Consider the following 22,728-nt stretch of genomic DNA (forward strand, 5'->3'; position numbering starts at 1 on the left):
TTGCCGGCTTCAACCGTCGTCCTTCACCTGGCGCGACGGGTCGCTGAGCTCCAGCTCGCGCAGGATCACGCCGGCCTGGGTGCGGTTGCGTGCGCCGAGCTTGTCGAAGATCGCCGACAGGTGCGCCTTCACCGTGCGCTCCTGCACGTCCAGCCGGTCGGCGATCTGCTTGTTGAGCAGGCCTTCGGCGACCAGCACCAGCACCCGGAACTGCTGTGGCGTGAGGCTGGCAAGGCGCGCGGCGAGGTCGGCGTCGCGCGGCGCGGAATGGGCACGCGCCACCGCGCCGCGAAGCGCCGGCGGCAGCCATTCCTCGCAGGCCAGCACGGTGGCGATGGCCTCGCGCATCTCGTCGAGTCCGGCGCTCTTGGGGATGTAGCCGGCGGCACCGTGGTCGATCGCGCGGCGCACCACGTGCGGATCCTCGTTGGCCGACACCAGCACCACGGCGACCGCCGGGAACTGCGCGCGGATCGCCGCCAGGCCGGCCAGCCCATGGTTGCCCGGCATGTGCAGGTCGAGCAGCACCAGGTCGATGTCGGTGCGCGCCTCGAGGGCGGCGATGGTCTCGTCGAGCGTCCCGGACTCGAGCGTCTCGATGTCTTCGGCAGCCTCGCGCGCGGCGCCACGCAGCGCGGCGCGGAACAGCGGGTGGTCGTCGGCGATCAGCAGGGTGGGCATGGGCGGTGCGCAGGCGTTGCGCGCTGCGGGCTTACTGCGCGGACCAGCCGCCGTCGACCGGGAATGCGGCACCAGTGACGTTGTGCGCCTCGCGGCGGCACAGCCAGATGGCCAGCGCGCCGATCTCGGCGGGCAGCGTCATGCGCAGGCTGGGCTGCTTCTCGGAGAGCAGGGCGCGCACCCCGTCGTCGCGGCTGCCGCCGTCGCGGCGAGCCTCGATCTGCGGCTCGATCAAGGGGGTTTCCACCCAGCCGGGGCAGATCGCATTGACGGTCACGCCACCGCTGTCGCGACTTCCCGAAGCCGCGTACTCCAGCGCTGCCACCTTGCCCAGGCCCAGCACGCCATGCTTGCTGGCCACGTACGGCGCCTTGTTCACCGATCCCACCAGTCCGTGCACCGAGGCCACGTTGATGACCCGGCCAAAGCCGCGCGCGGCCATGCCAGGCATCGCCAGGCGCATGGTGTGGAAGGTGGCGCTGAGGTTGATGGCGATGATGTCGTCCCACTTGGCCACCGGCATTTCGGCGAGCGGCACGGCGTGCTGGATGCCCGCGTTGTTGACCAGCACGTCCAGCGGCGACCATGCCTCGATCTCCGCCATCATGGCTTCGATGGCGGCGGGGTCGCGCAGGTCGGCGTTGAAATGGCGGACGTCGGCCGCGCCGGCGGCGCGCACCGCGGCGAGTGCCGCATCCACCTGCGCCTGGTCGCCGAGGCCGTTGATCGCGACGCGCGCACCGGCGGCCGCCAGTGCCTGGGCAATGCCGAGGCCGATGCCGGAGGTGCTGCCGGTGACCAGTGCGGTGCGGCCGGAGAGGAAGGTGTCGGTCATGGCGTGGGGCGTCGGAGGGGCAAGGCGGCCAAGTTAGCAAATACGGCACGGCCAGCGCGGCGTACAAAGGTACGATGCCCGCGCCGCGCGTGGCTGCTACGGTGCCGGCATACCCCGGTTTTCCAAGGATCGCGCCGTGCGCATGCCCATCACTGTTCCCCGGCGCGTCGATTCGCGCCTCATCGCAAAAAGCGCGGGTTCGCTCGCGCTTGCCGCGATCCTCGCCGGCTGCGCCTCCAGCGCCGGGCGCACCGCCACCTCGGAAGCGACCATGTTCGAGCACCCGCGCCACACCACGCATCGCGATGGCGACGACCTCCTGAGCGCCGGGCTCGGCCTCGACAGCCTGCGCCTGATGGTGCCGCCGGCATTTGCCGACGCCGCCGCCCCGACCGCCGGGGAACTGCGCCGCCGCGCGATCTGGAGCAGCTGGCGCGGCATCGCCGACCTGACGCCCGCGGGCGGCTACGGCAGCCTCTATGGCAGCGTGGCCGGCGTGCCCGGCCGCGAGTTCTCGGCCTATGCGCGGGTGCCCGGCGCCACGCATCCGCACCGCGTGCTGGTGCAGGTGCCTGACGCGTTCGACGCGGCGAAGCGCTGCGTGGTGGTGACCGCCTCGTCCGGCTCGCGTGGCATCTACGGTTCGATCTCGGTGGCCGGCGCCTGGGGGCTGCCGAAGGGCTGCGCCGTGGCCTACACCGACAAGGGCGCCGGCAGCGACTACTTCGACCTCGACGCGCGCGCGGGTGCCACGGCCGATGGCCGCGTGGCGGGCGCGGGCGAGGCCGACGACCTGGCGTTCGTGCCGGATGCGGCCGAGGGCGCATCCGGCGTCGCGTTCAAGCACGCGCATTCGAAGGACAACCCCGAAGCCGACTGGGGCCTGCATGTGAAGCAGGCGGCCGAGTTCGCGCTGCACGCGCTCGACGAAGCGCTGCCGGCAGGGGCACCGTTCACCTTCGCCAACACCCGCGTGATCGCGGTCGGCATCTCCAACGGAGGCGGCGCGGTGCTGCGCGCGGCGGAGCTGGAAGGCGACTGGCTCGATGCGGTGGTGGCCGGCGAGCCGAGCATCTATTCCAGCGGCAACGGCAGTCGCGCGCTCTACGACTACACCACCGAAGCCGCGCTGCTGATGCCCTGCGCGCTGCTGCACATGCAGGACCTGCCGCAGCCGCCGGTGACGGCACAGGTGGCGCCGTTCTGGTCCGCACGTTGCGCATCGCTGGAAGCCGCGGGGCTGGTGACCGGCGACGACACGGCCGCGCAGGCGCGCTCGGCGTACGACACGATGCGTGGTGCCGGCTGGACCGATGCCGCCCTGCGCGCCGGCGCGCTGTCGGCCGGCTTCGACCTGTGGCGCGCGGTGGCGGCGACGTACGCATCCGCCTATGGCCGCTACGGCGTGGGCGAGGGCCCGTGCGGCTTCAGCTACTCGGCGCAAGGCACGGACATGGCGCCGCGCGCCGCGACCGCCGCCGAGCGCGTGGCCTGGTGGTCGGACGCCAGCGGAATCCCGCCGGGCGCCGGCGTGGGCCTGGTTGACAGCGGCATTGCGCCGCCCGACCTGACGCTGGCCGGGCTGCAGTGCCTGCGCGGCCTGTGGACAGGCGACAGCGAGGCTGCGGTCCGGGTCCGTGACGGCATTGCCGCGACCCGCGCCGCGCCGCCGCGCGCCGGGCTCCCGGTGATCGTGGTGCACGGTGCCGACGACGGCTTGATACCGATGGCGTTCACCAGCGCGCCCTACGTTGCCAGTGCGCGCTCGGCCGGCCGCGAGGTGAGCTTCTGGCAGGTGCGCAACGCGCAGCACTTCGACGCCTTCCTGATGCTGCCCGACTACGGTTCACGTTACCTGCCGCTGCTGCCTTACGTGTACGCCGCGCTGGACCGGGTCGATGCACATCTCGACAGCGGCGCGGCGCTGCCCGCGGACGCCGAGATCGAAACTCGCGTGCGCCCGGCGGGCACCGCGCTGGAGGCGGCGCACCTCGCCATTCCGCGCTGAAGATCGCGCGCCGCGACGGCGCTGGCCGGATTTGGCATGCTGGGGGTCCCGCAGTGCACGGAACGCCCATGCCACGCCAGCGCCATTTCTCGATGCTCCGCGATTTCCATCTCGCGGATTGGTTCACCCTCGCCAACGCCATCTGCGGCACCGGCGCGATCTTCGCCGCCATGCGCTACCTTCAGGAGGGTGCGGCCGAGGGGGGCATCCGCGACCTGATGCTGGGCATGGCGTTGATCCCGCTGGCGTTCGTGTTCGACGCGCTGGACGGACGCATCGCCCGCTGGCGCAAGGTGTCGTCGACCCTCGGCCGCGAGCTTGATTCGCTGGCCGACGTCATTTCGTTCGGCGTCGCGCCGGCCGCGCTGGCCTATGCCTGCGGCATGCAGGGCGGCTGGGACTGGGTGGTGCTGAGCTGGTTCGTCGCCTGTGGCGTGAGCCGCCTTGCGCGCTACAACGTCACGGCGGAGACGCTGGCCGACGGCGGCGACAAGGTGAAGTACTTCGAGGGCACGCCGATCCCGAGCAGCGTGGTGATCGTGCTGTTGCTCGCTGTGGCCGCGTGGCAGGGCGCGATCGGCGATGCGTTGTGGCTCGGAAGCGTGCAGCTCGGACCGTGGCAGCTGCACCCGCTGGTGCTGGTGTACGCGCTGTCGGGCTCGCTGATGATCAGCAAGACGTTGCGCATTCCCAAGCCCTGATCGCGCTGGCGCGGTCGGCGGCGGTTGCTATGATCGGGCGACATGACGGAGGCGGGCGATGCCGGTGAACCAGCAGGATGATTTCGAGGCGCTGTCACGGCGCTACTGGGCTGCCTGGGGCGACGCGCTGCGCAGCGCCGCGGGCTCCACGGGCGCGATGCCGGGCATGCCGGACCCGTACGCAATGGCGGGCATGGGGCCGTTCGCCGGGATGGCGGGTATGCCTGGAATGGCAGGGATGCCCGGCATGACCGGGATTCCGGGCATGACCGGGATTCCCGGGATGGCCGGAATGCCTGGCATGTCGGGGCTACACGGCATGGACGGGGCGCACGGTGCGGCGGCCGCACAGGGCTGGCACGAAGCGATCGACTGGTGGTCGCGCCTCGCGCATGGCGGGCGGGGCCAGGTCAACGACGCGCTGGAACGATTCAATACACAGGCGCGGCAGTGGTACGGGCAGATGCAGCAGGTCGCCGGCCGCTTCGCCGGACAGGATGCCAGTGCCGCCGATGTCGCCCGCGCCTGGAAGGAAGCACTCGGTGCCGCGGGTGAGAACCCGTTCCCGGAGATGCTGCGCACCATGCGCGGCCACGGCATGCAGGGCCTGGACCAGTGGGTCGAAGATGCTTCGCCATGGCTGCAGTCCATGCGCAGCGAGGCCGGTGCGGCGTTGCGCATGCCCACGTTCGGTTTCGCGCGCGAGCACCAGGAACGCCAGCAGGAACTGCTGCGCGCGCAGCTCGAGTACCAGCACGCGACCAGCGCCTACAACGCGCTGATGCTGAAGGCCTCGCAGGAGGCCTACGAGATCTTCGAGACCAGGCTCGAGTCGCACGAGGAACCGGGCCGCCAGATCCAGTCGGCACGCGCGCTGTTCGACACCTGGATCGATGCCGCCGAGGAGGCCTATGCGCGCATCGCGCTGTCGCCGGAGTTCCGCAAGGTCTACGGCGATATGGTCAACGCGCAGATGCGCGTGCGCGCCTGCGTGCAGCGTGCGGTCGAGGACGCCTGCGCGCAGGTGGGCATGCCGACGCGCAGTGAGCTCGACGGCGCGCATCGCAAGGTGGCGCAACTCGAGCGCGACGTCCGCAAGCTGCGCGATGCCGTGGCGCAGGGGCAGGGGCAGGCTGGCGGGACACCGGCGGCGCCAGCCACGCGCGCGGCGCGCACCGCGGCGGACACCGTCGCCGGAGCGACACCCGCCAAAGCACCCAGGCTTGCGAAGAAGGCTGCGAAGAAAGCCGTGAAGTCGTCGGCGAAGAAGTCCGCGAAGAAGTCCGCCGCCGCCAGTCCCGGCACCTCGCGTGCTACCTCCGCCAGGACCTCGCGTTCGAAGGCGGCAGGGTTCGGCAGCGTGATCGCGAACACCATCCCCAAGGCGCCGCGACCGATGCCGTCGGGCAGTGGCAAGTCGCCGGCGAAGAGGAAGCGCTGACATGCAGGGTCCCCTCGATATCACTCCGGCCGGCCTCGTGGCCGAGTTCACGCGCCTGCAGCAGAAGCTGGGCGCCGGCCTGCAGACCCTGCGCGTGGTCGACGACGTCGACTTCGGCGCTACCCCACGGCAGGAGGTCTGGCGCGACGGCAAGGTGGTGCTGTACCGCTTCATCGGCGCCAAGGCACCGACCGCGCAGGTGCCGCTGCTGATCGCCTACGCGCTGGTCAACCGCCCGTACATGGTCGACCTGCAGGACGACAAGTCGCTGGTGCGCCAGCTGCTCGCCCGCGGCGAAGACGTATACATCATCGACTGGGGCTACCCGGACCGTTCCGACCGGTACCTCACACTCGAGGACTACATCGAACGCTTCATCGGCGGCGCGGTCGACCACCTGCGCGCCACGCACGGCCTGGACGCGATCAACCTGCTCGGCATCTGCCAGGGCGGCGCGTTCTCGCTGAGCTACGCCGCGCTCAACCCGGCCAAGGTGCGCAACCTGGTCACCATGGTCACGCCGGTGGATTTCCACACCGACGACAACATGCTGTCCAACTGGACGCGCGGCATCGACGTGGACCTGTTCGTCGACACGCTCGGCAACGTGCCCGCCGACATGATGAACCTGTGCTACCTGACGCTGAAGCCATGGCGGCTGTTCGTCCAGAAGTACGTCGGCCTTGCCGACATCCTCGACGACAAGGCCGCGCTGGAGGATTTCCTGCGCATGGAGAAGTGGATCTTCGACTCGCCCGACCAGGCAGGCGAGGCATTCCGCCAGTTCATCAAGCAGTTCTACCAGGGCAACGGCTTCGTCAACGGCGGCATCGTCATCGGTGGCCGCGAGGTGCACCTGGGCCTCGTGGAGATGCCGGTGCTCAACATCTACGCCGAACAGGACCACCTGGTGCCGCCGTCGGCATCGCGGCCGATGGGCGGCCTGGTGGGTACCGACGACTATTCGGAGCTGTCGTTCCGCGGCGGGCATATCGGCATCTACGTGTCCGGGCGTGCGCAGAAGCTGGTGCCCGACGCCATCCACGGCTGGCTGGCCGAACGATGAGCACCCGTCCCGGGCTCAGCCGTTCGCGCGAGGACCGCGTGCTCGCCGGGGTCATCGGCGGCATCGCGCGCCGCTTCGGCTGGAACTCGACGCTGCTGCGGATCATCTACGTGCTGGTCGCCGCGGCGTCGATCGCATTCCCCGGCATCCTGGTCTACCTGGCGCTGTGGCTGCTGGTGCCCGAGGACGATTGAACGCGGAGCGTGCGCTGCGCCCGCTGGCGCATGTGCTCGGGATCGCCTGGGCGCTGCCGTACACGCTTGCCGGCGCCGTCGCCGGATGCGCCGCGCTGCCGTTCGGCGCACGCCTGACAGTGCGGCCGCGCGATCTCGCGCTGGTGTTCGACCGTGTCCCGTGGGGCCCCGGCGGCGCATTGACGCTGGGCAACGTCATCCTGCACACCGGCGACACGCTCGACTGCGCCTGCCATACCTACGCGCACCGCGCGGGACTGGGCGAGGAGCCGTCGATCGCGCTTGCCGACCACGAGCGTGCCCACGTGCTGCAGTACATGGTGCTGGGCGTGCTGTTCCTGCCGCTGTATTTCATGTGCGGAGGCATCAGCGTGCGCAACCGCTTCGAGCGCGCGGCGGACCGCTACGCGCAGACCGGTCGCGGATGGTGGCCGTGGTCGGCTGGTCGGACGAACGGTCGACGCAGTTGACGTCCGGGTAACACGCGCTGCGATACCCTGCTCGCGTCGAAGAACAAGCGGAAGGCGAAAGCCCGACGCAATCGCTTCGACAACGGAAGGCTCAGCCCGCCGGGGAAAACCCGACCGACTGGGCCTTTCTTTATGCGGGCCTCGTGTACGGGGAAAAGCGCGGCGCGGATGTGACGCGGGTGCCGGATGCCAAGGGCCTTTGCGCCCAAGCAGTTCATCCGGAACGGCGGGCAGAACGACTCATTCTTGCGGCACCGCCACGCCGCGCCGTGGGCTGATGCGTGCAGCGGTCGCCACGTCCGGCAACTGCAGGTCGTGGATCCAGCCTGCCAGCAGCGCGTGGTAGCCCTCGGGATTGCGCAGGTCGACGCGCTCGCCGTCGACTTCGGTGAATTCGTGGATGCCGTGGTCGGTGCCCGGGTAGAGCACGATGTCGATCGGCCGCTGCTGCGCCTGCAGTTCCTGCAGGCGTGCGAGCGTGTTGGCCGGCGGCGCCTCGCGATCGTCTCCCGCCAGCACCCAGAGCTGTGGCACCTGCAGGCTTGCGAGCACCGGCAGCGGGTCGTGATGCCACGGCGTGCCCACGTCGCGACCCCGCGCCATGCTGCGCACCAGCCATTGCGGCAACCATGCGGGGATCCGCAGCAGTTCACCGCTGAACTCGCCCTCGACATCGTCCAGCCAGGCCTCGCCGGCGTAGCGTGCGCGCACCGTCGCAAGCTGGTCGAAGCCGCGCGTGAAGCCCGATGCCATGACCTCGCCGCTGGCGTCGGTGAGTTCGCGCGCCTTGCGCAGCACGTCGTCGCCGTGGCCGCGCGCCCGCAGCACCGACATGACTTCCTCGCGATCTTCCGCCAGAGGGCTTTCCGCCAGGCCGTACAACGCCACCACGTAACCCGCCTTGCCGCGCGACGCCGCCAACGGCGCCACCCAGCCGGCCTGGCTGCCGCCCACGAAACCGGCATGCGAATACTTGCTGCCGGCCATGCGCCGCGCCTCGGCCATCGCCGCGACCGCGTCATCGGCGAGCACCTCGAAGTCCTGCGTGTAGCTGCCCTGCGACGCGCCGGTGCCACGCTTGTCGTACACGAACGTCGCCACCCCCTGCGCCGGCAGCAGGTACTGCAGTGCCTGCCTGTCCACCGCCGACCATGACTCCGAGCCATGCACCAGCACGGCCAGCGGCAGCGGCGAGCGCGTTGGCAGCGGCAGGACCAGGCGTCCGCGCAGTTCGATCCCGTTGCTGCGGAAGCGCACGTCGCGGATCTCCTGTGGCATGCGGGTCGCGGTGGACGGCGGCTCGGCGCCGAACGCGACCTGCATGCGGCCACGGCGGCATGCTCCGAACACCGCGGTGGCCGATGGCGGGCCGGCCTCGCGCCAGCCCTCGGTGGCCGCGATCGTGTCGCCGAGTGCGTGGCCCGTGGTCTCGAACCTGCCGGTGCGTCCGTCCAGCAGGCGATAGCGCAGGCCGTCGTCCACCGGCGACAGCACGAACGGCGCACCCGTGGCGGTGCGCCATGCACCAGCCTGGCAGGCGAAATCGGCAGGCAGGGGCGTGGCCGCGGGTGCGGCCTGTTGCGGTGCGCACGCGGCCAGCAGGCAGAGCGCGGTGGCGACGAGGGCCGCGCGGATCACGCGCATCGGGGCAGGGGGCATCGGTTTTCGTTGGCGGGTAGTGGAATCAGGGCAATGCTACTGCCGGCAGGCACGCCATCGGGTCCGTAGCGGCGCTCGGCGAACACGACCGCGGCGGCACCAAACAGCACCACGCTGCTGCAGCGCGTGCCGTAACGCGGCCCGCGTACGAACGGCGGCGACAGCGCGCGCTCCAGCTCGAGGCCCACGCCGGTGTCGGGCAGCGCACCGTCATGCGCGTGTGTCTCGTCGGCAAGCGCACTGAACAGCGGATCGAGTGCCGTCGGCACGGCCATCGGATCGGCCAGCGCCAGCGGCGACTCCAGCCACGCGGCCAAGGCGCGCGTGGCGTGCGTGCTCTTGGGCCATGCGGCGTCGAATGCGCCGTTGGACATCGCATGCACGCCGGCGGCCACCGGCGCGGGCGGCTGGCGTGGCCGGTTGCTGGCGTGGACCAGGACGTCGCCGTCGCAGAACACGGCGTTGAACGGCCCGTAGTCGCTGCCGGGGACGCGCGCCGCGGCAAAGGCCACCGGGCCGTCGGAGCCACGGACGAAGTCACGCACCAGCCAGCCGCGCGAACGTGGCGCCGGCGTGGCATCGGCGCGGCCGTCGCGCACGTTGGTCACCGCGGCCAGGCGGCCCTGCGCGGACACCTGCAGCCAACCGCCACCCTGGACCAGGTCGCGGCCACCGTAGACCGCTGGCGCACCGGGATCCAGCGCCGCGGGCGCGGTCGGGCGGGCATGGAATTCGTCGCGGTTGGCGGCGATCGCCAGCAGGTGGCGCGGGTGATGGCGCCAGGCGAGGGCGATCAGGCACATGCCGCCATGATAGCCGTGCCGCGCCAACCACGGGCGGCGCCAGGCGGGATGCGGTCAGCCGTTGGCCTGGACGATCACGGCCTCGCCATCACCCAGCGCCAGCGCGACGCCGGTGGGCGTGCCGGTGACGACATAGCGGCGATAGGCATGTTCGGAGGCGGCGCGGACGGCATCGTCCGGCGAGGCGTGGTGGTCGAGCAGGAGGCGGTGAAAGCTGACGTCCCAGCCCGCATCGCCGGCTGGTTCCACGTTGAGCAGGATCCGCGTCATGGCGGTCACCCGAAGGCGGGGAGCGGTTGCCGGCCCAGCACCACGACCTGATCCTGGTCGTGGCCGATCGTCCTTGAATGGCGGCGTCCCCGTCCGTTGGGGCGCTGTGCTGCCGGAACGGACAGGTTCCCAGATCGGGTGCCGCCTGGGCATCGGCCCTTCACGGCAAACGCTGTCAGATTTTTCCTACAAGCCTGGTGCCGGAAGTGGGACTCGAACCCACACGCTTTTAAGGGCGGCGGATTTTGAGTCCCACAAGCCTGCAGTTGGGGTTTGTTGGTAAGCATGTTATCAAGGGCTTAGGTGTTGGTGGTGGTTGGGGAATGCAAGGCGAATTAGCTCGCGTTGTCCCACCAATGTCCCATGGGGAAAATGGGAGGTAGGTATGTTTGCCAATGGATGGTGGCGCTGGCCGCTGTTGCCTTTCGCAGCGTTTATTGGCGCCTTTCTCGGCTCCATGCTTTTCTATGCGTTCCAGTGGTTCAGCATGAGGTTCACTGGTTACTACACCGAGGAGGGCTGGTACTTCCTATATGTGATGCCGGTGCTCAACGCAGGCATCTTTGGCTACATTTTCGCCAGCATTTCCTATTGGTTTGCGCCTAGCCACAAGTTCATTGCCGGTGTTGTTTTGGGGACAATTCTCGGCGTGGTAGGGCTGACAATAGTAGTAGTCGGCTGGATAGTGCCGGCGGTGACAACTGCAGAGGCTATAAGCGGCACGCTTGCTGTGGCGGCTTGGATTGCTGGTGTTTGTTTCGGGCTGGCGTCGGCGAAAGATGGTGATCGCGGTTAATTTTTGCTGCGCAGTTGTTCCGGCAGAACCATTGCCAATCGCATCAGTCAACATCCATCGATAGCAAACAAGCGCCATGTTTGCCGGCGTTCGCGTGCGCGCGTAGTTACCCCATCCGGGACGTCCCCAACAACACCCCGGAGCATCACATGACATTGCAGGAAATCAGGCAGCTGCGCGCTGCCCGTGCCGCTGAAGCGCGCGCGATCATCGCCAAGGCCGAAGCCGACAAGCGCCAGCTGTCCGCCGATGAGGTCAGCGCCTTTGACGCGATCAAGGCCATCATTCTCGACCTGGAGCAGCAGGAAGCGCGGCAGCAGTTCGTGGACGACATCGAGCGCCGCCAAGCGGGCGTGACCATCCACGGTGCCGGTGGCGACAACGCCCACACGCTGGAATCCCGAGTCTCCCTGCTGACGGTGCTGCGCGCCGGCATGGAAGGGCGCGCGCTGACCGGTCCCGAAGCGGAAATGCACGCCGAGTTGGAGCGCCGCCACGGCGTGGCCAAGCATGGCGGCATCCTTGTGCCGCTGTCGGCCTTTGAGCGCCGCGCCACCACCACCGCCAACGCTGGCGAGCTGGTAGGTACGCAGCACCGCGCAGACCAGTACATCGGGCCGCTGCGTAACTCGCTGCTGGTCAAGGCACTGGGCGTGCGCACCCTGTCCGGCTTGACGGGCAATGTCAGCATCCCGAAGGCCGGCGCAGGTCTGTCGGCGGGCTGGGTGTCCGAAGGGCAGGCGCTGCCGGAGTCCGATATGGACTTCGATAGCGTGACCCTCACGCCTCACCACGTGGGCGGCATCACCGAGATGTCGCGCCAGCTCATTCAGCAGTCGGCCCCGGCCATCGAGGATCTGGTACGGGATGATCTGTCGTTTGCCGTGGCGCAGGCCGTTGACCGGGCAATTATTGCCGGCACCGGTGCGAACGGCCAGCCGCTGGGCATCATCAACCGCGCCGGCGTGCAGGAGGCTGTCGTGCCGGGCGGCTGGGCAGCCGTGCTGGCAATCGAGCAGATGCTGGCGGCGGTCAACGTCAATCCGTCTGGCTGGTACACCACACCCGGCGTACTGACCGCGCTGCGCGCCGTCCTCAAGTCGGGGAGCGCCGGCAGTGACTACCTGGCTACCGCTCGCACCGTCGGTGAACTGCCGGCTGTGTCCAGCAATGCGGCCCCGGTCGATACCGCCATCCTTGGCGATTGGTCGCAGGTGCTGCTTGGCCAGTGGGGCGCGGTGGAAATCCTCGTGAACCCGTACGCCGAAACGCCCTACCGGCGCGGCGGTGTGCTGGTCCGCGCGATGTCCACGGTGGACGTGGCCATCCGCCATGAACAGGCGTTTGTGGTCGCCACCACTGCCGCGCCGTAACTGGCCGCACGTGCACGCCCGTCCATAGCGGCGGGCGTGTGCATTTGAGGGATATGCACATGACAACATTTGAAAAGCGGGCTACCGCTGGCGTGACCGCCAATGGCCGCAAGCTCACCGGCTACATCGCCAAATTCAACACGCCCACCACCATTGGCAGCTTCACCGAGGTCATCAAGCCCGGTGCATTCGCTGCGTCACTGGCCGATGGCCGGGACGTGCTTGCGCTGGCGGATCACGACACCAGCCGCGTACTGGGGCGCACCCGTAGCGGCTCGCTGGAACTGCGCGAGGATGCCACCGGTTTGGCGTTCACGTTGGCCGTACCCGATACCGCCCCTGGCCGCGACTTGATCACCCTGGCTGAGCGTGGCGACCTGGGCGGGTGTTCGTTCGGCTTCACGGTGCCCGATGGTGGCGACCAATGGACCGGCAACAGCCGCGAATTGCGTAGCGTCGATCTACGCGAGGTTTCCATTGTCAGCGCGTGGCCAGCCTACGGGGACACCGAGGTTTCATTGCGCAGCCTGCAGCCGCAAAGCCAGCTGGCCGTATTGCGCTACTGGCTCGACACCGTGAGGGACGCCACATGAAAATTATGGACATGCTGCGCGGTGGCAAGCGCACCGAGACACGCGCCGATGATGCGTCACGGAACGCACTGGCCAGCGGGGCCGGCGGTAATAGCAACGCAGGCGCATACGTTGACGCCAAGTCTGCGGAAAGTATCAGCACGGTCTACGCGTGTGTGCAGGCGCTGAGTGAATCCACCGCGTGCCTGCCCTTGCACGTATACCAGCGCACCGCTGGCGGCGACCGGGAGCGGGCTGACGGTCATTGGCTGTCGCGGGTGTTGGATCGCCCGAATGACTGGCAAACCGGCATGGAATTCCGCGAGTCGCAAACCGCCGCCATGCTGCTACACGGCAACGCCTACGCGCGCAAAGAAACCAACGGCAGCGGTGAGGTTGTCGCGCTGCATCCGATGCACCCCAACCGGGTGACCATCGTGCGCCTGGACAATGGGCGCTATCGGTATGACTACACGGATGACCACGGCAAGGTGCTGCGCCTGCTGCAAGGTGAAGTGCTGCATCTGCGTGACCGCACCGAGCCGGGGAGCATTGTCGGCAAGTCACGCATTGCCATTGCACGCGAAACCATTGGGCTGTCGCTGTCGCTGCGTCAGCATGGGTCCGCCGTATTTGGGCGCGGTGCGCGGCCTGCGTCGATCATCAGCAATGAAGGCAGCCGCGACTGGACCACCGAGGAACTGAATTCGATCCGCGACCGCTTGGAGAGTTACGCATCACCTGCCAACGCAGGTAAGACGTTGCTCCTGAATAAACACATGAAGTATCAGACGGTCGGGCTGAGCAATGAGGATGCGGAGTGGTTGACGGCCATGCAGTTCAGCGTGACCGAAGTGTGTCGCATCTTTCGCGTACCGCCCACACTGGTCGCTGAGCTGACACACGCGACTTTCAGCAACATTACCGAGCTTGGATTGCAGTTCGCTCGTTTCAGTCTGCAACGCTGGCTCACGTGCTGGGAGGAAGCGATAGCGCATCAGCTACTGGGCACTGTGTCGCGTGGCCGCTATTACGCGGAACACAGTCTAGAAGGACTGCTGCGAGCGCAGCCGAAGGAGCGCAGCGAGTTCTACGCCAGCGGTATCGGCGCTGGATGGCTCGACGTGGCGGAGGTTCGCAAATTGGAGAACCTGCCAGCCCGCGACGTGACGTGACGCTAGCGACGGTACGCCACTGGCAATCACTGGGGACTGAGTGACGTCTAGACCGCTAGTCCCCGCATCGACGTTGAATATCACCTGACAGGATTAACAATCATGGCCAAGATGACACCTAAACAACAGTCATTCGTGACACACAAGGCAGCGGGCTGCACCAACCGTGACGCAGCGGTAGCTGCCGGCTATGCGGTAGGCGGTGCGGCGCAGGCGGGTGACAGGCTTATGAAGCATCCCGCGATCCGCAAGGCGCTGAAAGACGTAGCGCCAACCAGCGGCGTGGCCATCCAACCGCCCGCCATGCCAAAGGATCATTACGCCGATCCGATGTCGTTTCTTGTGGACGTGATGAACCATCAGCAACTGCCCATTGCCGTCCGCGCAGATGCTGCAAAGCAACTGCTGCCGTATCAGCATGCGCGCATGGGTGAAGTCGGCAAGAAACAGACGGCCAAGGATCGCGCAGCAGAAATTGCTAGTGGGAACGGAGGCAGGTTTAGCCCGAAGCGATCTCCGTCTCTACATGTCGTACGTTAACGCACAAGCAAATACACAATGCGCCATCGATAATTACATCTTTTCATTGTTTAACTTAGCGAACACTATTCTCGCGTCGGATTGAAGAACGATAGTCGATCTCGTCGCCGGCTCGAACAGTATGTGAAAGTCGCCAAGCATTCCAACGTACCTGACCCCATCTTCAACGTTTACGCCTACCTCGCTTCTCGCGGCGTCGATAACCCGCGCACTGTCCCCGGAAAGCACTTTCTCGATGTCCCTTTCACCTGCATACGTCGACGCGAACGGCAGGATGATGGCCACTTGCAAAAACGCAACTTTCTGACTTATATGCGGGAAGCTCGAATCGAAGAACTTATTGCCGTCCAATGCTATCTGCGCGGACATGGCCACCACCACTCCTGTGCAAACCCACCTAAATGGCGACATCATTATCCAAGCAATAACGGTCATGACTATTACCGTCACAGTTATCACAACGATGATTGCAATATTCTTCGGCATATCCGTTCTCAGCTTGTCTGGACCCGCGATCTCCGCTGCGGCTACTGACTTGCTACTCACATACATCCCGATGATCCCTCCCGCGACCAAGGTGCCAAGACCCACAATCAAGCCGGCCGTAGTTGCGGACACTAGGTCGGCCGCGTTCGCAAACTGAAATGGATTCAGTCCGACCGGCCTCCAGTGAGCGAATAGATACAGAGTTGCGAGCAAGAACCCGTATGGGATGGCAAGCCCTACGACGGATGCGAACGGCCACGACCGCATTCTTGATATCTCCTATATCTTGTCTCTAGCCAGGGCGGCTAAGCTTTAGACGCGCCAATTGTATGACACATGATGACGCAATGACGCTTCTTTCCTTATGTTACTAGGCTGGAAGAGTTCTTGAGGAAACAGATAGGTTGTATTCTTCCATGGGCAAACATAGTGAGAAACACGTCATTGCGTCATGTTGCGTCATGGCGTGGTCATGCCTGCCGGGTCAGCGGCACCACCTGACCCCCGACGTGCCCTAGATCGCCGTGTGAAGCGATACCAAGCCCGCGCCAGCCTCGGGCCGACATCGTGCGAGTCTGCATGATGCCGGGTCTCTCAGACAGTTTGAGGCCGAATCCGCGCTGCGTCATCGGATGCTCACCATTCTCTGCGCACCAAAATTTATACGCTGCGTAAATAGCGCTGGCCGACGTCGTGTGTTCGGGACCGATTACGCAACGCTCTGCGATGAACAGTCCGACTTGATCGCTATTACCTCTGTAATCTGCCGTGGCCATCTTTATCGCTGCCGGCTCGATAAATCCTTGCCGCTGGTATAGCCGCCAACCCTCCACCATCCATGCAAGGATGCCGGGGAACTCAGCGCGCAACTTCTGCCCTAGGTTGGCGTCCTGTTCTTCCTTCGGGACGCTGACAGCGAACGGGACCAGCTTGAGCCGTCGCCAGATGCCATCGTCAGTGCCGCTTACCCGTGGCCGATGATTCGTCTGCAGCAGCGCCAGATGCGTGGGCGTGAACTCCACGAAGTTCTGATATAGCGGCCTGCCTGTGAGCCTGTCACCGCCGGTAATCTGTTTTACGCGTGACTCATCCAGCCGTTCCGTTTCGCCCGACTCGCTCACGACGACCAGCCGCAAGCCACGGAGCGCAGCGATGGCCGCTAGCTGGTCCGAATCCTTGCGTGCCAGCAATAGGCCTGGCGCTGCTGTTCCGGCGTAGTCGCCCATCACGCCCTGCAGTGCTTCGATAAACTTCGATTTGCCATTGCCACCGGAGCCATAGAACACCGGCAGCAGATGCTCACCACGCTCGCCGCTGAGCATGTAGCCGGCCAGCGTCTGCAGGTAGATCATTAGTTCCCGGTCACCACCCATGATGCGGGCGATGAACTTCTCCCAAGTGGGCGCGCGTGCTGCCGGATCGTAGTCAACCGCTATACGTTTGGTAATCCGATCCTCGCGGCGGTGTTCGCGCTGTGTACCCGTGGCCAACTCGATGACGCCCGATGGCGTGCCTACCAGTTCCGGTGAGGCGTCTAGCTGGTCTGCCTTGACGCTGAGCATCGTCTGCGCGGCCTCAAGTGTATGGCGCACGCTGACAACAAACTCAGATGACCGAGCCCACCGGGAGAGATTCTTTTGAATTCCTTGGCGGCGCTTTTGTTCATCGCTGCCGTTAATGTCCGGGTCGTTCGCCCAATCGTCCATTGCGTGGGCTTCTGCCTGGATAATCTTGCCAAGGCCGAACGCAAGCCGGCGCGCGTGGTCATCATCCGGCTGCCAGGGGCCACCATCCGTCCACACGTGCCAGCCGATGCCCGGCACATACATCAAGTCCTGGCCATGCACATTCTTTAGGCGGCGGGCGTTGGCCAAATCGCTTGTCGTGCTGGCGGTGCCGTCCTCGCCATGCGTAACCGAGACATTGGCCTGCTCGACATAGTAGGAACTGCACCGTGCGGCAATTTCGCTAATGGTGTGGCTGAGATAGGTGCCACCTGGCCGCGACTCGTGCCACTTGCTTCGTGAGAGGCCACTACGCAGCATCAAGCGCGCGGTCCTATCCTCATCGCCGCCGCACCACCACAGCAGGTGGGCCGCTAGTGCTGCATCATTCTCGGAATTCTTGTCTACCTGCCCGGTCCACAGCTGCGCGAATGATGCCCGACCGCCGAACGCTACCGCCGCTGACATTTTTGCGCTCACTGCGCGCGCGATCAACTCATCGTCGGAGCCGGTAAAGCCTGCACCGGCTACGGGCTGGCCGCTGCCAATGGCCACGGGGTTAGGGGGGAAGTAGGCGTCCACCAACGGCACGACATCAAAGCGCGCATCAGCGCAGCCCGTGGCTTCACCTGTCAGGCCAAAGCAGATGCCGCGATTTTGGCTGTACAGCTCGATTTGCAACGGCACCAGCTGCGCGGCGACGGCCTGCGGTGGCTTGTTCCGATGCGGTGGCGCAACACCACGGCCAATGACGTGGATACCCTTGCCGCTGCTGCTAACTTCCACCATCGCACCGGGAAATGCTGCGGCCAGCTGCTGTGCAAAGCTGGAACCATCAGCGTGATCAAGGTCAAGTAGCCAGTAGCCGCAATCAGCGGTCAGCCAGAACCCCATCGCATAACGCAGCTCATGGCCAGGGGTAGCAGCGTTCAGCCTGGCCACCACAGCTGCCACCGTGTCGTAGTCGAACCACGCAGCCGGATTGCTGGCATCCACGCGATAGATGCTGCCATCGTGAGCGCAGGGCGTTTTGTGATACTTGCCAGCGGAGGCGTCCCATTCCAATCGCCACGGGAACCACTGCGGCATATCGGCAAGCCCGCCGACCGCACGGTCAAAGTTTGGTGTCATTTTGTTTAGCCCTAGGTTGAGAACCACGCCTGCCAAGTACGTGGGAGCGGGCTAAATCAAAGCAGCGGCATCAGTAGCTCCGCAGCGGAGAATTTGAATGACTGCGCGCTGTCCGCTGACTTGGCACAAAGGCCATGCGTGAACAACTGCAAGGCCGCTTGCGCTTTGGGATCGTGGATGTTGACGCTGTATCGGCCAAGCCAAGCGCACGCGGTCCGCCAGTTCTCTAGCACCTGGCCGCGTGTCATCCCGTTACGCTGCATGAGGTATTCGACAAGCGCTGGATCAGCGGGGAGTGTGTGCATTCTCAGCCCACCTTGCCGCTTCTATCGCCCCATCAATGGCGTGACGGATTAGCTGTTTCTCGCCGGGATCGGTCTGCATGACATACCGGAGGTGCAGCTGAGCCACGATGAACTTCGCAGACTTCGGGGCGTGCTCTTCCGCGTATTCAATGGCAGTCGCGATTGCGTACGATAGGGTGTGCTGCCAAGTCTTTTCATAGCGGGTCTGGAAGTAGGAGATATCGGCTACGGTGATCAGCTCGTTCATCAGTGCACCGCCTGGCGGTGCGCCGCTGCTGCATTCGCTATCGCGGCATCGAACTTGGCCCGCTGCTCGTCGTTCTCGGCGTCCAACCGCTGGAGCATCAGGAATGCCACGGCCTTTATCTCGGCTGGCACGTTCTCGGCGGTCGCGTCGATGCCGTAGGTGTCTTTGATATATTCCTCAATGACGCCCATTCGCATTAGCGCGATGTGCTCGCTACTCAGCAGCTGCTGCTGTCGGAACTGCTGCAGCGGGTCTGGCCAGATGCCGGCGGTCATGCAGCCACCTGCTGTGCCTCAATCCAGCGATCAAACGCCAGCGTGTCGATGTACACGCGCCGGCCGATGCGCACGATTGCACCTTCGGCCTGCAGCCCGTTCTGTGACTCGTTGAAGATCCACCAGCGCACTTGCGCTTCGGTAAACGGCCCATCTGCTGCGAACGCGGCGACGGTCTTTAGATCGCGTTTCATCGCGGCTACCTCCACAAGGGCCGTTATTGGCCGGTGTGGGATACCCTGCGTCACTTCCCCCGAAAGTGACGCAGGGTAGAACGCGAATTCTTTGAGTTAGTTACCCCGCGTGATCTTTCGCAGCTCGTCACGGTCGGTTGGAGTAGGAACCCCGGCCGCACCGCTGAACAGGGTGGCGGCGAGCTCGTCGGCTAGTTCCATCCCCATCTGCGGAGTCGTGGATGCCCGCACTGATTCATATAACCTTCGGATCGCGTGATGCTTCGGTGCTGTACTTGTGCGCTCGCCACGCTTCGGCTGCCGTAGGTTGTCGCGTGCGCTGGTCGCACAAACCTGCAGCTTTGCCCAATCCGGAGCGGCAACGCCAAGTGTTCGCATGTTCTCTTGGAGCAGTGCGCGGAAGTCTGGACTCATGTAGTCTAGTGACATCAGCTCGCGCAGTTCTGTCAGCAGTGTGACAATTCTGTCTGCATTGCCACGCTGCTCTTTAGGTGACTGCACCTCGCATTCGACTCGATACCAGCCGACGCAACTGGCCAGCGTCGTTAGTACCGCGTCTGCGTCGATTGCCACGCCGTGTGCGCTCGCTTCTGTCTGCATATGGATACGCGCTGCGTCTGCGTCAAAGTCCGCATCAAGGGGGCCGCCGATATTCATTCGTCATCCTCCACAGATGCCAGCCTGTCTGCGATGGTCGCCAGCGTGGCGCGCACGTGCTCGCCTGACTGGTGGGAGTAGCGTTTAGCCATAACAAGCGTCCGGTGGCCTAACGCGTCGGCAACTTGGGCCAGCCCTGCGCCGCTTTGTGTCAGATAGCTGGCTGTCGTGTGTCTTAGATCGTGGAATCGGAAGTCTTGCAGGTCGGCAGCGTCCCGCACTTCGCGCCAGTGCTTTTCTAAGTCGGCTGGGGTCTTGTCGCCTTGACCCTTGAATACCCATCCATCCTTAGTGGGGTCCGCGTTAAATTGGTCGCGCAATGCGTTCTGCGCCACGCCCACGACCGGGACGTATCGCGGCTGACCAGTCTTTGTTTCGCGGAAACATAGACGCCAACTGTCCATGTCAACATCCGGCCATCGCAGATTGCGGATGTTGGAATAGCGCGCACCGGTTGCAAGCGCCAGCGTCACGGCGGTGCGAATGTTTCGGTTGGGGTGGGCATTACACGCCTTAAACAGTGCTTTGCGCTCGTCGTCTGACAGAAAGCGGATGACTCCCTCGCTTTCGGCCGCTTTGCTCACGCTTAGGACTGGATTGGACTGCAGCGCGTGCAGTTCCTTCCACGCCCATTTGCAGACCGCACTAATGGCGGCAAGGTAGCGGTTTATTGTGGCACCGCTGAGCGGGTTGCCGTAGCGGTTCAGCCGCTTTGCGAGCTTGCCACGCGCTTCGGAGAACACAGCCGGCTGCAGCTTGTCGAGGGTGACGAAACCGTATTCTTCACGCCACCATGAAAGCATGGCGACCTGCCCGGCGTGGTCACGATTGTTCGCCTTGACCGGCAGATAATCGGTAACGTACTTGTCTATCAGGTCGCCGAGACTGGTACGCCTGTCTGCAGTCGTGGGCACGTACACACCGTGGCCAAGGTCCGACTCCACCTTAGCAGCCCATGCTTTGGCGTCAGTGATGCGCTGGAAGGTGCGCGACCTGGGCCGCTCACCGCGCAGCCGGACTTTCACCCTGTAGCTGGTCGTACCGTCACTTGCAGTGCGCTTTTCGATGGTGGCCATTGGCTTTCGTTGGCTCCTGTGTCCCGTAGTTGTCCCACGGGGCAGGGTCAGACGCAAGCAATGGCGCGTAACATATTGATTTTATTGGTGCCGGAAGGGGGACTCGAACCCCCACGCTTTTAAGGGCGGCGGATTTTGAGTCCGCTGCGTCTACCGATTCCGCCATTCCGGCGCGGCCGCGAAGTATATCGTCCGCCGCGCGCGCTGTGAGGGTCGCGATCGATCGCCGTCAGGCGGCGTCGGTCTGCAGCGTGTTGTCGACGCGCCGGTACCACTCGCCCGAATGCGGCTCGAAGCGCGAGCAGCATTCCAGCGGCGCTTCGTAGATGTGCAGTGACACCGCCACCACGTCCGGGCTGGCGTTGCGGATGGTGTGGTACTCGTGCGGCGGAATCAGGCTGCCGGCGCTGCCCGGGCCTGCCTGGATGCCACCCGCGGCGCGGAAGCGGACGCGATCGCCGTCGCGTTCGAGCAGTTCGTACTGGGTGATCTCGAGCTCGCCGTTCCACACGCCTTCCACGCACCAGCAGCCGGCATGGTCGTGGATCGGCGTGCCCTGTCCCGGCCCCCAGGTCATCGCGACCACGCTGTAGCCGTGCACCGCGCTGCGATACAGCTCGCGGCGCGCGTAGTGGCCGGAGATCGGGGCGTGCACGCAGTCCGGAAGCCTGACCTCGGGATCGCGGATCAGGATGCACAGCACGGTGCGCAGCGCCGCGGTGACCGCGTGGCAATCGCCGCTGGCGATGGCCGTGTCGATGGCGGTGAGCATGCGTTCGCGGCCCGGGAACGCGATGTCGGGTGCCGCGGTTGCGATGGTGTTGGCGGTTGCAGTCATGCTTCGAGTGTACGACGCCGCCCGCATCGCCGCCCGAGCGCCCGTGTTGCAGCGCACCAGCGCGGCGCGGTTACAGCGCGCCCAGGAACCCGCCAACCGCCGGCGTGAAACGTTCGAAATCGACCAGGAACGCGTCATGGCCCTGCGGCGAGGGCAATCCGAGGAAGTCGGCCTGCACGCCCCCGGCGCGCAGGCCGTCGGCGATCTGCTCCTGCTGCTGCAGCGGGAACAGGATGTCGGTGGCCACGCCGATCGCCAGCGCGCGCTCCACCTGGATGGCGGCCAGGCCCGCTTCGGTGGTGCCGGCGCAGCTCTCGCCCAGGTCGAACCAGTCCATCGAGCGGCTGAGGTAGAGGTAGCAATTGGGATCGAAATTGCGCACGAAGCGCCGCGCATGGGCCTCGAGATAGCTCTCGACCTCGAACTCCAGGCCGAACGGGTCCTCGCCGTCGCGGCGGTCGGAGTCCAGGCGCACGCGCCCGAAGCGCCCGTCCCACTCCAGCGCCGAGCGGTAGGTGATGACGCCGAGCTTGCGCGCCATGCGCATGCCGCTTTCCGGGTAGTGCGCCTCGTCGTACTCGCCGTTGTTCCAGTTGGGGTCAAGGCGGATGGCCTCGCGCTGCAGCGAGCGGATCGCGATCGAGAACGGCAGCGCGCGCGCCGCGCCGGAAATGTTGATGTGGCTGCGCGCGATGCCCGGGTGGCGCGCGAGCAGGGCCAGCGCCGACATGCCGCCCATCGAGTTGCCGATCACGCTCGCGAGCTTGTTGATTCCCAGCGCGCGCACCACGTGCGCGGCGGCGTCGGCGATGTCCTCGATCGACAGCTCCGGGAATGCCAGGCGCCAGGGCGCGCCGGTCGCGGGGTCGATCGATGCCGGACCGCTCGAGCCCTTGCAGCTGCCGAGCGAGTTCACGCAGACCACGAACCAGCGGTCGGTGTCGATCGCCTTGCCCGGTCCCACCATCGCCTCCCACCAGCCCGGGGAAGGGTCGGCTTCGCTGGCAGCGGCGTGGGCGTCGGGCGACAGCCCGGTCAGGATGAGCACGGCGTTGCCGCATGCGGCATCAAGCCGGCCCCAGGTCTCATAGGCCACGCGGCCCGACAGCAGCGCGCCGCCGCGCTTGATGGCGAACGGCGAGGGCAGGTCGATCCAGCGCGTGCCGGGCGGAATGAATTCGGTCATGGCGGCAAGTCTAGACCGCGACGTC

Annotated in this window: 25 protein-coding genes and 1 tRNA gene; 11 read left to right on the plus strand and 15 right to left on the minus strand. The window is 65.8% G+C overall.

Going from position 1 to position 22,728, the window contains the following annotated elements; translation table 11 throughout:
• Nucleotides 1-9 precede the first annotated feature (9 nt).
• Nucleotides 10-681 carry a response regulator transcription factor gene (locus H5368_RS02075; protein ID WP_182820854.1) on the minus strand — a complete coding sequence of 224 codons (672 nt, stop codon included), beginning with the start codon at nucleotides 679-681 and terminating at the stop codon, nucleotides 10-12.
• Between the two features lie 31 nt (nucleotides 682-712).
• Nucleotides 713-1,516 carry a 3-hydroxybutyrate dehydrogenase gene (locus H5368_RS02080; RefSeq protein WP_182820856.1) on the minus strand — a complete coding sequence of 268 codons (804 nt, stop codon included), beginning with the start codon at nucleotides 1,514-1,516 and terminating at the stop codon, nucleotides 713-715.
• Nucleotides 1,517-1,658: 142 nt separating this feature from the next.
• Between H5368_RS02080 and H5368_RS02085 the strand changes: the two genes are divergently transcribed.
• From H5368_RS02085 to H5368_RS02110, 6 genes are all read left to right on the plus strand, one after another.
• Nucleotides 1,659-3,524: a D-(-)-3-hydroxybutyrate oligomer hydrolase gene (locus H5368_RS02085; RefSeq protein WP_255486292.1), complete on the plus strand. Its 1,866-nt coding sequence runs from the start codon at nucleotides 1,659-1,661 to the stop codon at nucleotides 3,522-3,524.
• Between the two features lie 68 nt (nucleotides 3,525-3,592).
• Nucleotides 3,593-4,225: a phosphatidylcholine/phosphatidylserine synthase gene (locus tag H5368_RS02090; RefSeq protein WP_182820858.1), complete on the plus strand. Its 633-nt coding sequence runs from the start codon at nucleotides 3,593-3,595 to the stop codon at nucleotides 4,223-4,225.
• A 58-nt stretch (nucleotides 4,226-4,283) separates the two neighbouring features.
• Nucleotides 4,284-5,666 carry a class III poly(R)-hydroxyalkanoic acid synthase subunit PhaE gene (gene phaE, locus H5368_RS02095; protein WP_182820860.1) on the plus strand — a complete coding sequence of 461 codons (1,383 nt, stop codon included), beginning with the start codon at nucleotides 4,284-4,286 and terminating at the stop codon, nucleotides 5,664-5,666.
• Between the two features lies 1 nt (nucleotide 5,667).
• Nucleotides 5,668-6,732 (plus strand): class III poly(R)-hydroxyalkanoic acid synthase subunit PhaC, encoded by a 1,065-nt coding sequence (locus H5368_RS02100; protein ID WP_182820862.1) that lies wholly within the window; start codon nucleotides 5,668-5,670, stop codon nucleotides 6,730-6,732.
• A complete protein-coding gene (locus H5368_RS02105) occupies nucleotides 6,729-6,926 on the plus strand; it encodes a PspC domain-containing protein (protein WP_182820864.1) in 198 nt (65 codons plus the stop codon). Before H5368_RS02100 ends, H5368_RS02105 begins: the two co-directional genes overlap by 4 nt.
• A gap of 41 nt (nucleotides 6,927-6,967) precedes the next feature.
• Nucleotides 6,968-7,396 (plus strand): hypothetical protein, encoded by a 429-nt coding sequence (locus H5368_RS02110; RefSeq protein WP_223878064.1) that lies wholly within the window; start codon nucleotides 6,968-6,970, stop codon nucleotides 7,394-7,396.
• 240 nt (nucleotides 7,397-7,636) lie between these two features.
• Here the strand turns inward: H5368_RS02110 and H5368_RS02115 are convergent, their stop codons facing one another.
• From H5368_RS02115 to H5368_RS02125, 3 genes are read right to left on the minus strand one after another with little or no spacing between them, the layout of a single operon-like run.
• Nucleotides 7,637-9,055 (minus strand): alpha/beta hydrolase, encoded by a 1,419-nt coding sequence (locus H5368_RS02115; RefSeq protein ID WP_182820868.1) that lies wholly within the window; start codon nucleotides 9,053-9,055, stop codon nucleotides 7,637-7,639.
• Nucleotides 9,031-9,858, minus strand: coding sequence for an NRDE family protein (locus tag H5368_RS02120; protein WP_182820870.1), 828 nt, complete (start codon nucleotides 9,856-9,858; stop codon nucleotides 9,031-9,033). The genes H5368_RS02115 and H5368_RS02120 overlap by 25 nt, the downstream gene beginning before the upstream one ends.
• Nucleotides 9,859-9,912: 54 nt before the next feature.
• Nucleotides 9,913-10,128: a hypothetical protein gene (locus tag H5368_RS02125; RefSeq protein ID WP_182820872.1), complete on the minus strand. Its 216-nt coding sequence runs from the start codon at nucleotides 10,126-10,128 to the stop codon at nucleotides 9,913-9,915.
• A 385-nt stretch (nucleotides 10,129-10,513) separates the two neighbouring features.
• Between H5368_RS02125 and H5368_RS02130 the strand changes: the two genes are divergently transcribed.
• The 5 genes from H5368_RS02130 (at nucleotide 10,514) to H5368_RS02150 (ending at nucleotide 14,584) form a co-directional block, all read left to right on the plus strand.
• Complete coding sequence (locus tag H5368_RS02130; RefSeq protein WP_182820874.1) at nucleotides 10,514-10,924, plus strand: hypothetical protein; 411 nt, start codon at nucleotides 10,514-10,516, stop codon at nucleotides 10,922-10,924.
• A 149-nt stretch (nucleotides 10,925-11,073) separates the two neighbouring features.
• Nucleotides 11,074-12,297, plus strand: coding sequence for a phage major capsid protein (locus H5368_RS02135; RefSeq protein ID WP_182820876.1), 1,224 nt, complete (start codon nucleotides 11,074-11,076; stop codon nucleotides 12,295-12,297).
• Nucleotides 12,298-12,356: 59 nt separating this feature from the next.
• The gene (locus tag H5368_RS02140; protein WP_182820878.1) at nucleotides 12,357-12,890 is read left to right on the plus strand and encodes an HK97 family phage prohead protease; all 534 of its coding nucleotides are present in this window, start codon (nucleotides 12,357-12,359) and stop codon (nucleotides 12,888-12,890) included.
• On the plus strand, nucleotides 12,887-14,044 hold the full coding sequence (locus H5368_RS02145) for a phage portal protein (RefSeq protein ID WP_182820881.1): 1,158 nt from the start codon (nucleotides 12,887-12,889) through the stop codon (nucleotides 14,042-14,044). Before H5368_RS02140 ends, H5368_RS02145 begins: the two co-directional genes overlap by 4 nt.
• 102 nt (nucleotides 14,045-14,146) lie before the next feature.
• A complete protein-coding gene (locus tag H5368_RS02150; RefSeq protein WP_182820883.1) occupies nucleotides 14,147-14,584 on the plus strand; it encodes a terminase small subunit in 438 nt (145 codons plus the stop codon).
• Nucleotides 14,585-14,617: 33 nt separating this feature from the next.
• Here H5368_RS02150 and H5368_RS02155 read toward each other — a convergent pair whose 3' ends face one another.
• From H5368_RS02155 to H5368_RS02200, 10 genes are all read right to left on the minus strand, one after another.
• Nucleotides 14,618-15,337: a hypothetical protein gene (locus H5368_RS02155; protein ID WP_182820885.1), complete on the minus strand. Its 720-nt coding sequence runs from the start codon at nucleotides 15,335-15,337 to the stop codon at nucleotides 14,618-14,620.
• A gap of 203 nt (nucleotides 15,338-15,540) precedes the next feature.
• Nucleotides 15,541-17,925 carry a phage/plasmid primase, P4 family gene (locus tag H5368_RS02160; RefSeq protein ID WP_182820887.1) on the minus strand — a complete coding sequence of 795 codons (2,385 nt, stop codon included), beginning with the start codon at nucleotides 17,923-17,925 and terminating at the stop codon, nucleotides 15,541-15,543.
• 285 nt (nucleotides 17,926-18,210) lie between these two features.
• Nucleotides 18,211-18,477 carry a hypothetical protein gene (locus H5368_RS02165; RefSeq protein WP_182820889.1) on the minus strand — a complete coding sequence of 89 codons (267 nt, stop codon included), beginning with the start codon at nucleotides 18,475-18,477 and terminating at the stop codon, nucleotides 18,211-18,213.
• The gene (locus H5368_RS02170) at nucleotides 18,477-18,752 is read right to left on the minus strand and encodes a hypothetical protein (protein ID WP_182820891.1); all 276 of its coding nucleotides are present in this window, start codon (nucleotides 18,750-18,752) and stop codon (nucleotides 18,477-18,479) included. The genes H5368_RS02165 and H5368_RS02170 overlap by 1 nt, the downstream gene beginning before the upstream one ends.
• Complete coding sequence (locus H5368_RS02175; protein ID WP_182820893.1) at nucleotides 18,749-18,946, minus strand: DNA-binding protein; 198 nt, start codon at nucleotides 18,944-18,946, stop codon at nucleotides 18,749-18,751. Before H5368_RS02175 ends, H5368_RS02170 begins: the two co-directional genes overlap by 4 nt.
• A gap of 96 nt (nucleotides 18,947-19,042) precedes the next feature.
• Nucleotides 19,043-19,603 (minus strand): hypothetical protein, encoded by a 561-nt coding sequence (locus tag H5368_RS02180; RefSeq protein ID WP_182820895.1) that lies wholly within the window; start codon nucleotides 19,601-19,603, stop codon nucleotides 19,043-19,045.
• Nucleotides 19,600-20,679 carry a site-specific integrase gene (locus H5368_RS02185; RefSeq protein WP_182820897.1) on the minus strand — a complete coding sequence of 360 codons (1,080 nt, stop codon included), beginning with the start codon at nucleotides 20,677-20,679 and terminating at the stop codon, nucleotides 19,600-19,602. The genes H5368_RS02180 and H5368_RS02185 overlap by 4 nt, the downstream gene beginning before the upstream one ends.
• An 85-nt stretch (nucleotides 20,680-20,764) precedes the next feature.
• Nucleotides 20,765-20,851, minus strand: a tRNA-Leu gene (locus H5368_RS02190).
• A 57-nt stretch (nucleotides 20,852-20,908) separates the two neighbouring features.
• Nucleotides 20,909-21,517, minus strand: coding sequence for a cysteine dioxygenase family protein (locus tag H5368_RS02195; RefSeq protein WP_182820899.1), 609 nt, complete (start codon nucleotides 21,515-21,517; stop codon nucleotides 20,909-20,911).
• A gap of 70 nt (nucleotides 21,518-21,587) precedes the next feature.
• Nucleotides 21,588-22,703, minus strand: coding sequence for a homoserine O-acetyltransferase (locus H5368_RS02200; RefSeq protein WP_182820901.1), 1,116 nt, complete (start codon nucleotides 22,701-22,703; stop codon nucleotides 21,588-21,590).
• Nucleotides 22,704-22,728: the final 25 nt, after the last annotated feature.

The organism is Luteimonas sp. MC1782, assembly GCF_014164605.1.
Lineage (GTDB): Bacteria > Pseudomonadota > Gammaproteobacteria > Xanthomonadales > Xanthomonadaceae > Luteimonas.

What these genes read in the sequence shown, in the direction of transcription:
- H5368_RS02085 (WP_255486292.1), top strand. Translation starts at nt 1,659, where the DNA reads ATGCCCATCACTGTTCCCCGGCGCGTCGATTCGCGCCTCATCGCAAAA.
- H5368_RS02120 (WP_182820870.1), bottom strand. Translation starts at nt 9,858, where the DNA reads ATGTGCCTGATCGCCCTCGCCTGGCGCCATCACCCGCGCCACCTGCTG.
- H5368_RS02170 (WP_182820891.1), bottom strand. Translation starts at nt 18,752, where the DNA reads ATGACCGCCGGCATCTGGCCAGACCCGCTGCAGCAGTTCCGACAGCAG.
- H5368_RS02135 (WP_182820876.1), top strand. Translation starts at nt 11,074, where the DNA reads ATGACATTGCAGGAAATCAGGCAGCTGCGCGCTGCCCGTGCCGCTGAA.
- H5368_RS02140 (WP_182820878.1), top strand. Translation starts at nt 12,357, where the DNA reads ATGACAACATTTGAAAAGCGGGCTACCGCTGGCGTGACCGCCAATGGC.
- H5368_RS02150 (WP_182820883.1), top strand. Translation starts at nt 14,147, where the DNA reads ATGGCCAAGATGACACCTAAACAACAGTCATTCGTGACACACAAGGCA.
- H5368_RS02195 (WP_182820899.1), bottom strand. Translation starts at nt 21,517, where the DNA reads ATGACTGCAACCGCCAACACCATCGCAACCGCGGCACCCGACATCGCG.
- H5368_RS02145 (WP_182820881.1), top strand. Translation starts at nt 12,887, where the DNA reads ATGAAAATTATGGACATGCTGCGCGGTGGCAAGCGCACCGAGACACGC.
- H5368_RS02100 (WP_182820862.1), top strand. Translation starts at nt 5,668, where the DNA reads ATGCAGGGTCCCCTCGATATCACTCCGGCCGGCCTCGTGGCCGAGTTC.
- H5368_RS02200 (WP_182820901.1), bottom strand. Translation starts at nt 22,703, where the DNA reads ATGACCGAATTCATTCCGCCCGGCACGCGCTGGATCGACCTGCCCTCG.
- H5368_RS02075 (WP_182820854.1), bottom strand. Translation starts at nt 681, where the DNA reads ATGCCCACCCTGCTGATCGCCGACGACCACCCGCTGTTCCGCGCCGCG.
- H5368_RS02090 (WP_182820858.1), top strand. Translation starts at nt 3,593, where the DNA reads ATGCCACGCCAGCGCCATTTCTCGATGCTCCGCGATTTCCATCTCGCG.
- H5368_RS02175 (WP_182820893.1), bottom strand. Translation starts at nt 18,946, where the DNA reads ATGAAACGCGATCTAAAGACCGTCGCCGCGTTCGCAGCAGATGGGCCG.
- H5368_RS02130 (WP_182820874.1), top strand. Translation starts at nt 10,514, where the DNA reads ATGTTTGCCAATGGATGGTGGCGCTGGCCGCTGTTGCCTTTCGCAGCG.
- H5368_RS02080 (WP_182820856.1), bottom strand. Translation starts at nt 1,516, where the DNA reads ATGACCGACACCTTCCTCTCCGGCCGCACCGCACTGGTCACCGGCAGC.
- H5368_RS02180 (WP_182820895.1), bottom strand. Translation starts at nt 19,603, where the DNA reads ATGAATATCGGCGGCCCCCTTGATGCGGACTTTGACGCAGACGCAGCG.
- H5368_RS02185 (WP_182820897.1), bottom strand. Translation starts at nt 20,679, where the DNA reads ATGGCCACCATCGAAAAGCGCACTGCAAGTGACGGTACGACCAGCTAC.
- H5368_RS02105 (WP_182820864.1), top strand. Translation starts at nt 6,729, where the DNA reads ATGAGCACCCGTCCCGGGCTCAGCCGTTCGCGCGAGGACCGCGTGCTC.
- H5368_RS02165 (WP_182820889.1), bottom strand. Translation starts at nt 18,477, where the DNA reads ATGAACGAGCTGATCACCGTAGCCGATATCTCCTACTTCCAGACCCGC.
- H5368_RS02115 (WP_182820868.1), bottom strand. Translation starts at nt 9,055, where the DNA reads ATGCCCCCTGCCCCGATGCGCGTGATCCGCGCGGCCCTCGTCGCCACC.
- phaE (WP_182820860.1), top strand. Translation starts at nt 4,284, where the DNA reads ATGCCGGTGAACCAGCAGGATGATTTCGAGGCGCTGTCACGGCGCTAC.
- H5368_RS02160 (WP_182820887.1), bottom strand. Translation starts at nt 17,925, where the DNA reads ATGACACCAAACTTTGACCGTGCGGTCGGCGGGCTTGCCGATATGCCG.
- H5368_RS02125 (WP_182820872.1), bottom strand. Translation starts at nt 10,128, where the DNA reads ATGACGCGGATCCTGCTCAACGTGGAACCAGCCGGCGATGCGGGCTGG.
- H5368_RS02155 (WP_182820885.1), bottom strand. Translation starts at nt 15,337, where the DNA reads ATGCGGTCGTGGCCGTTCGCATCCGTCGTAGGGCTTGCCATCCCATAC.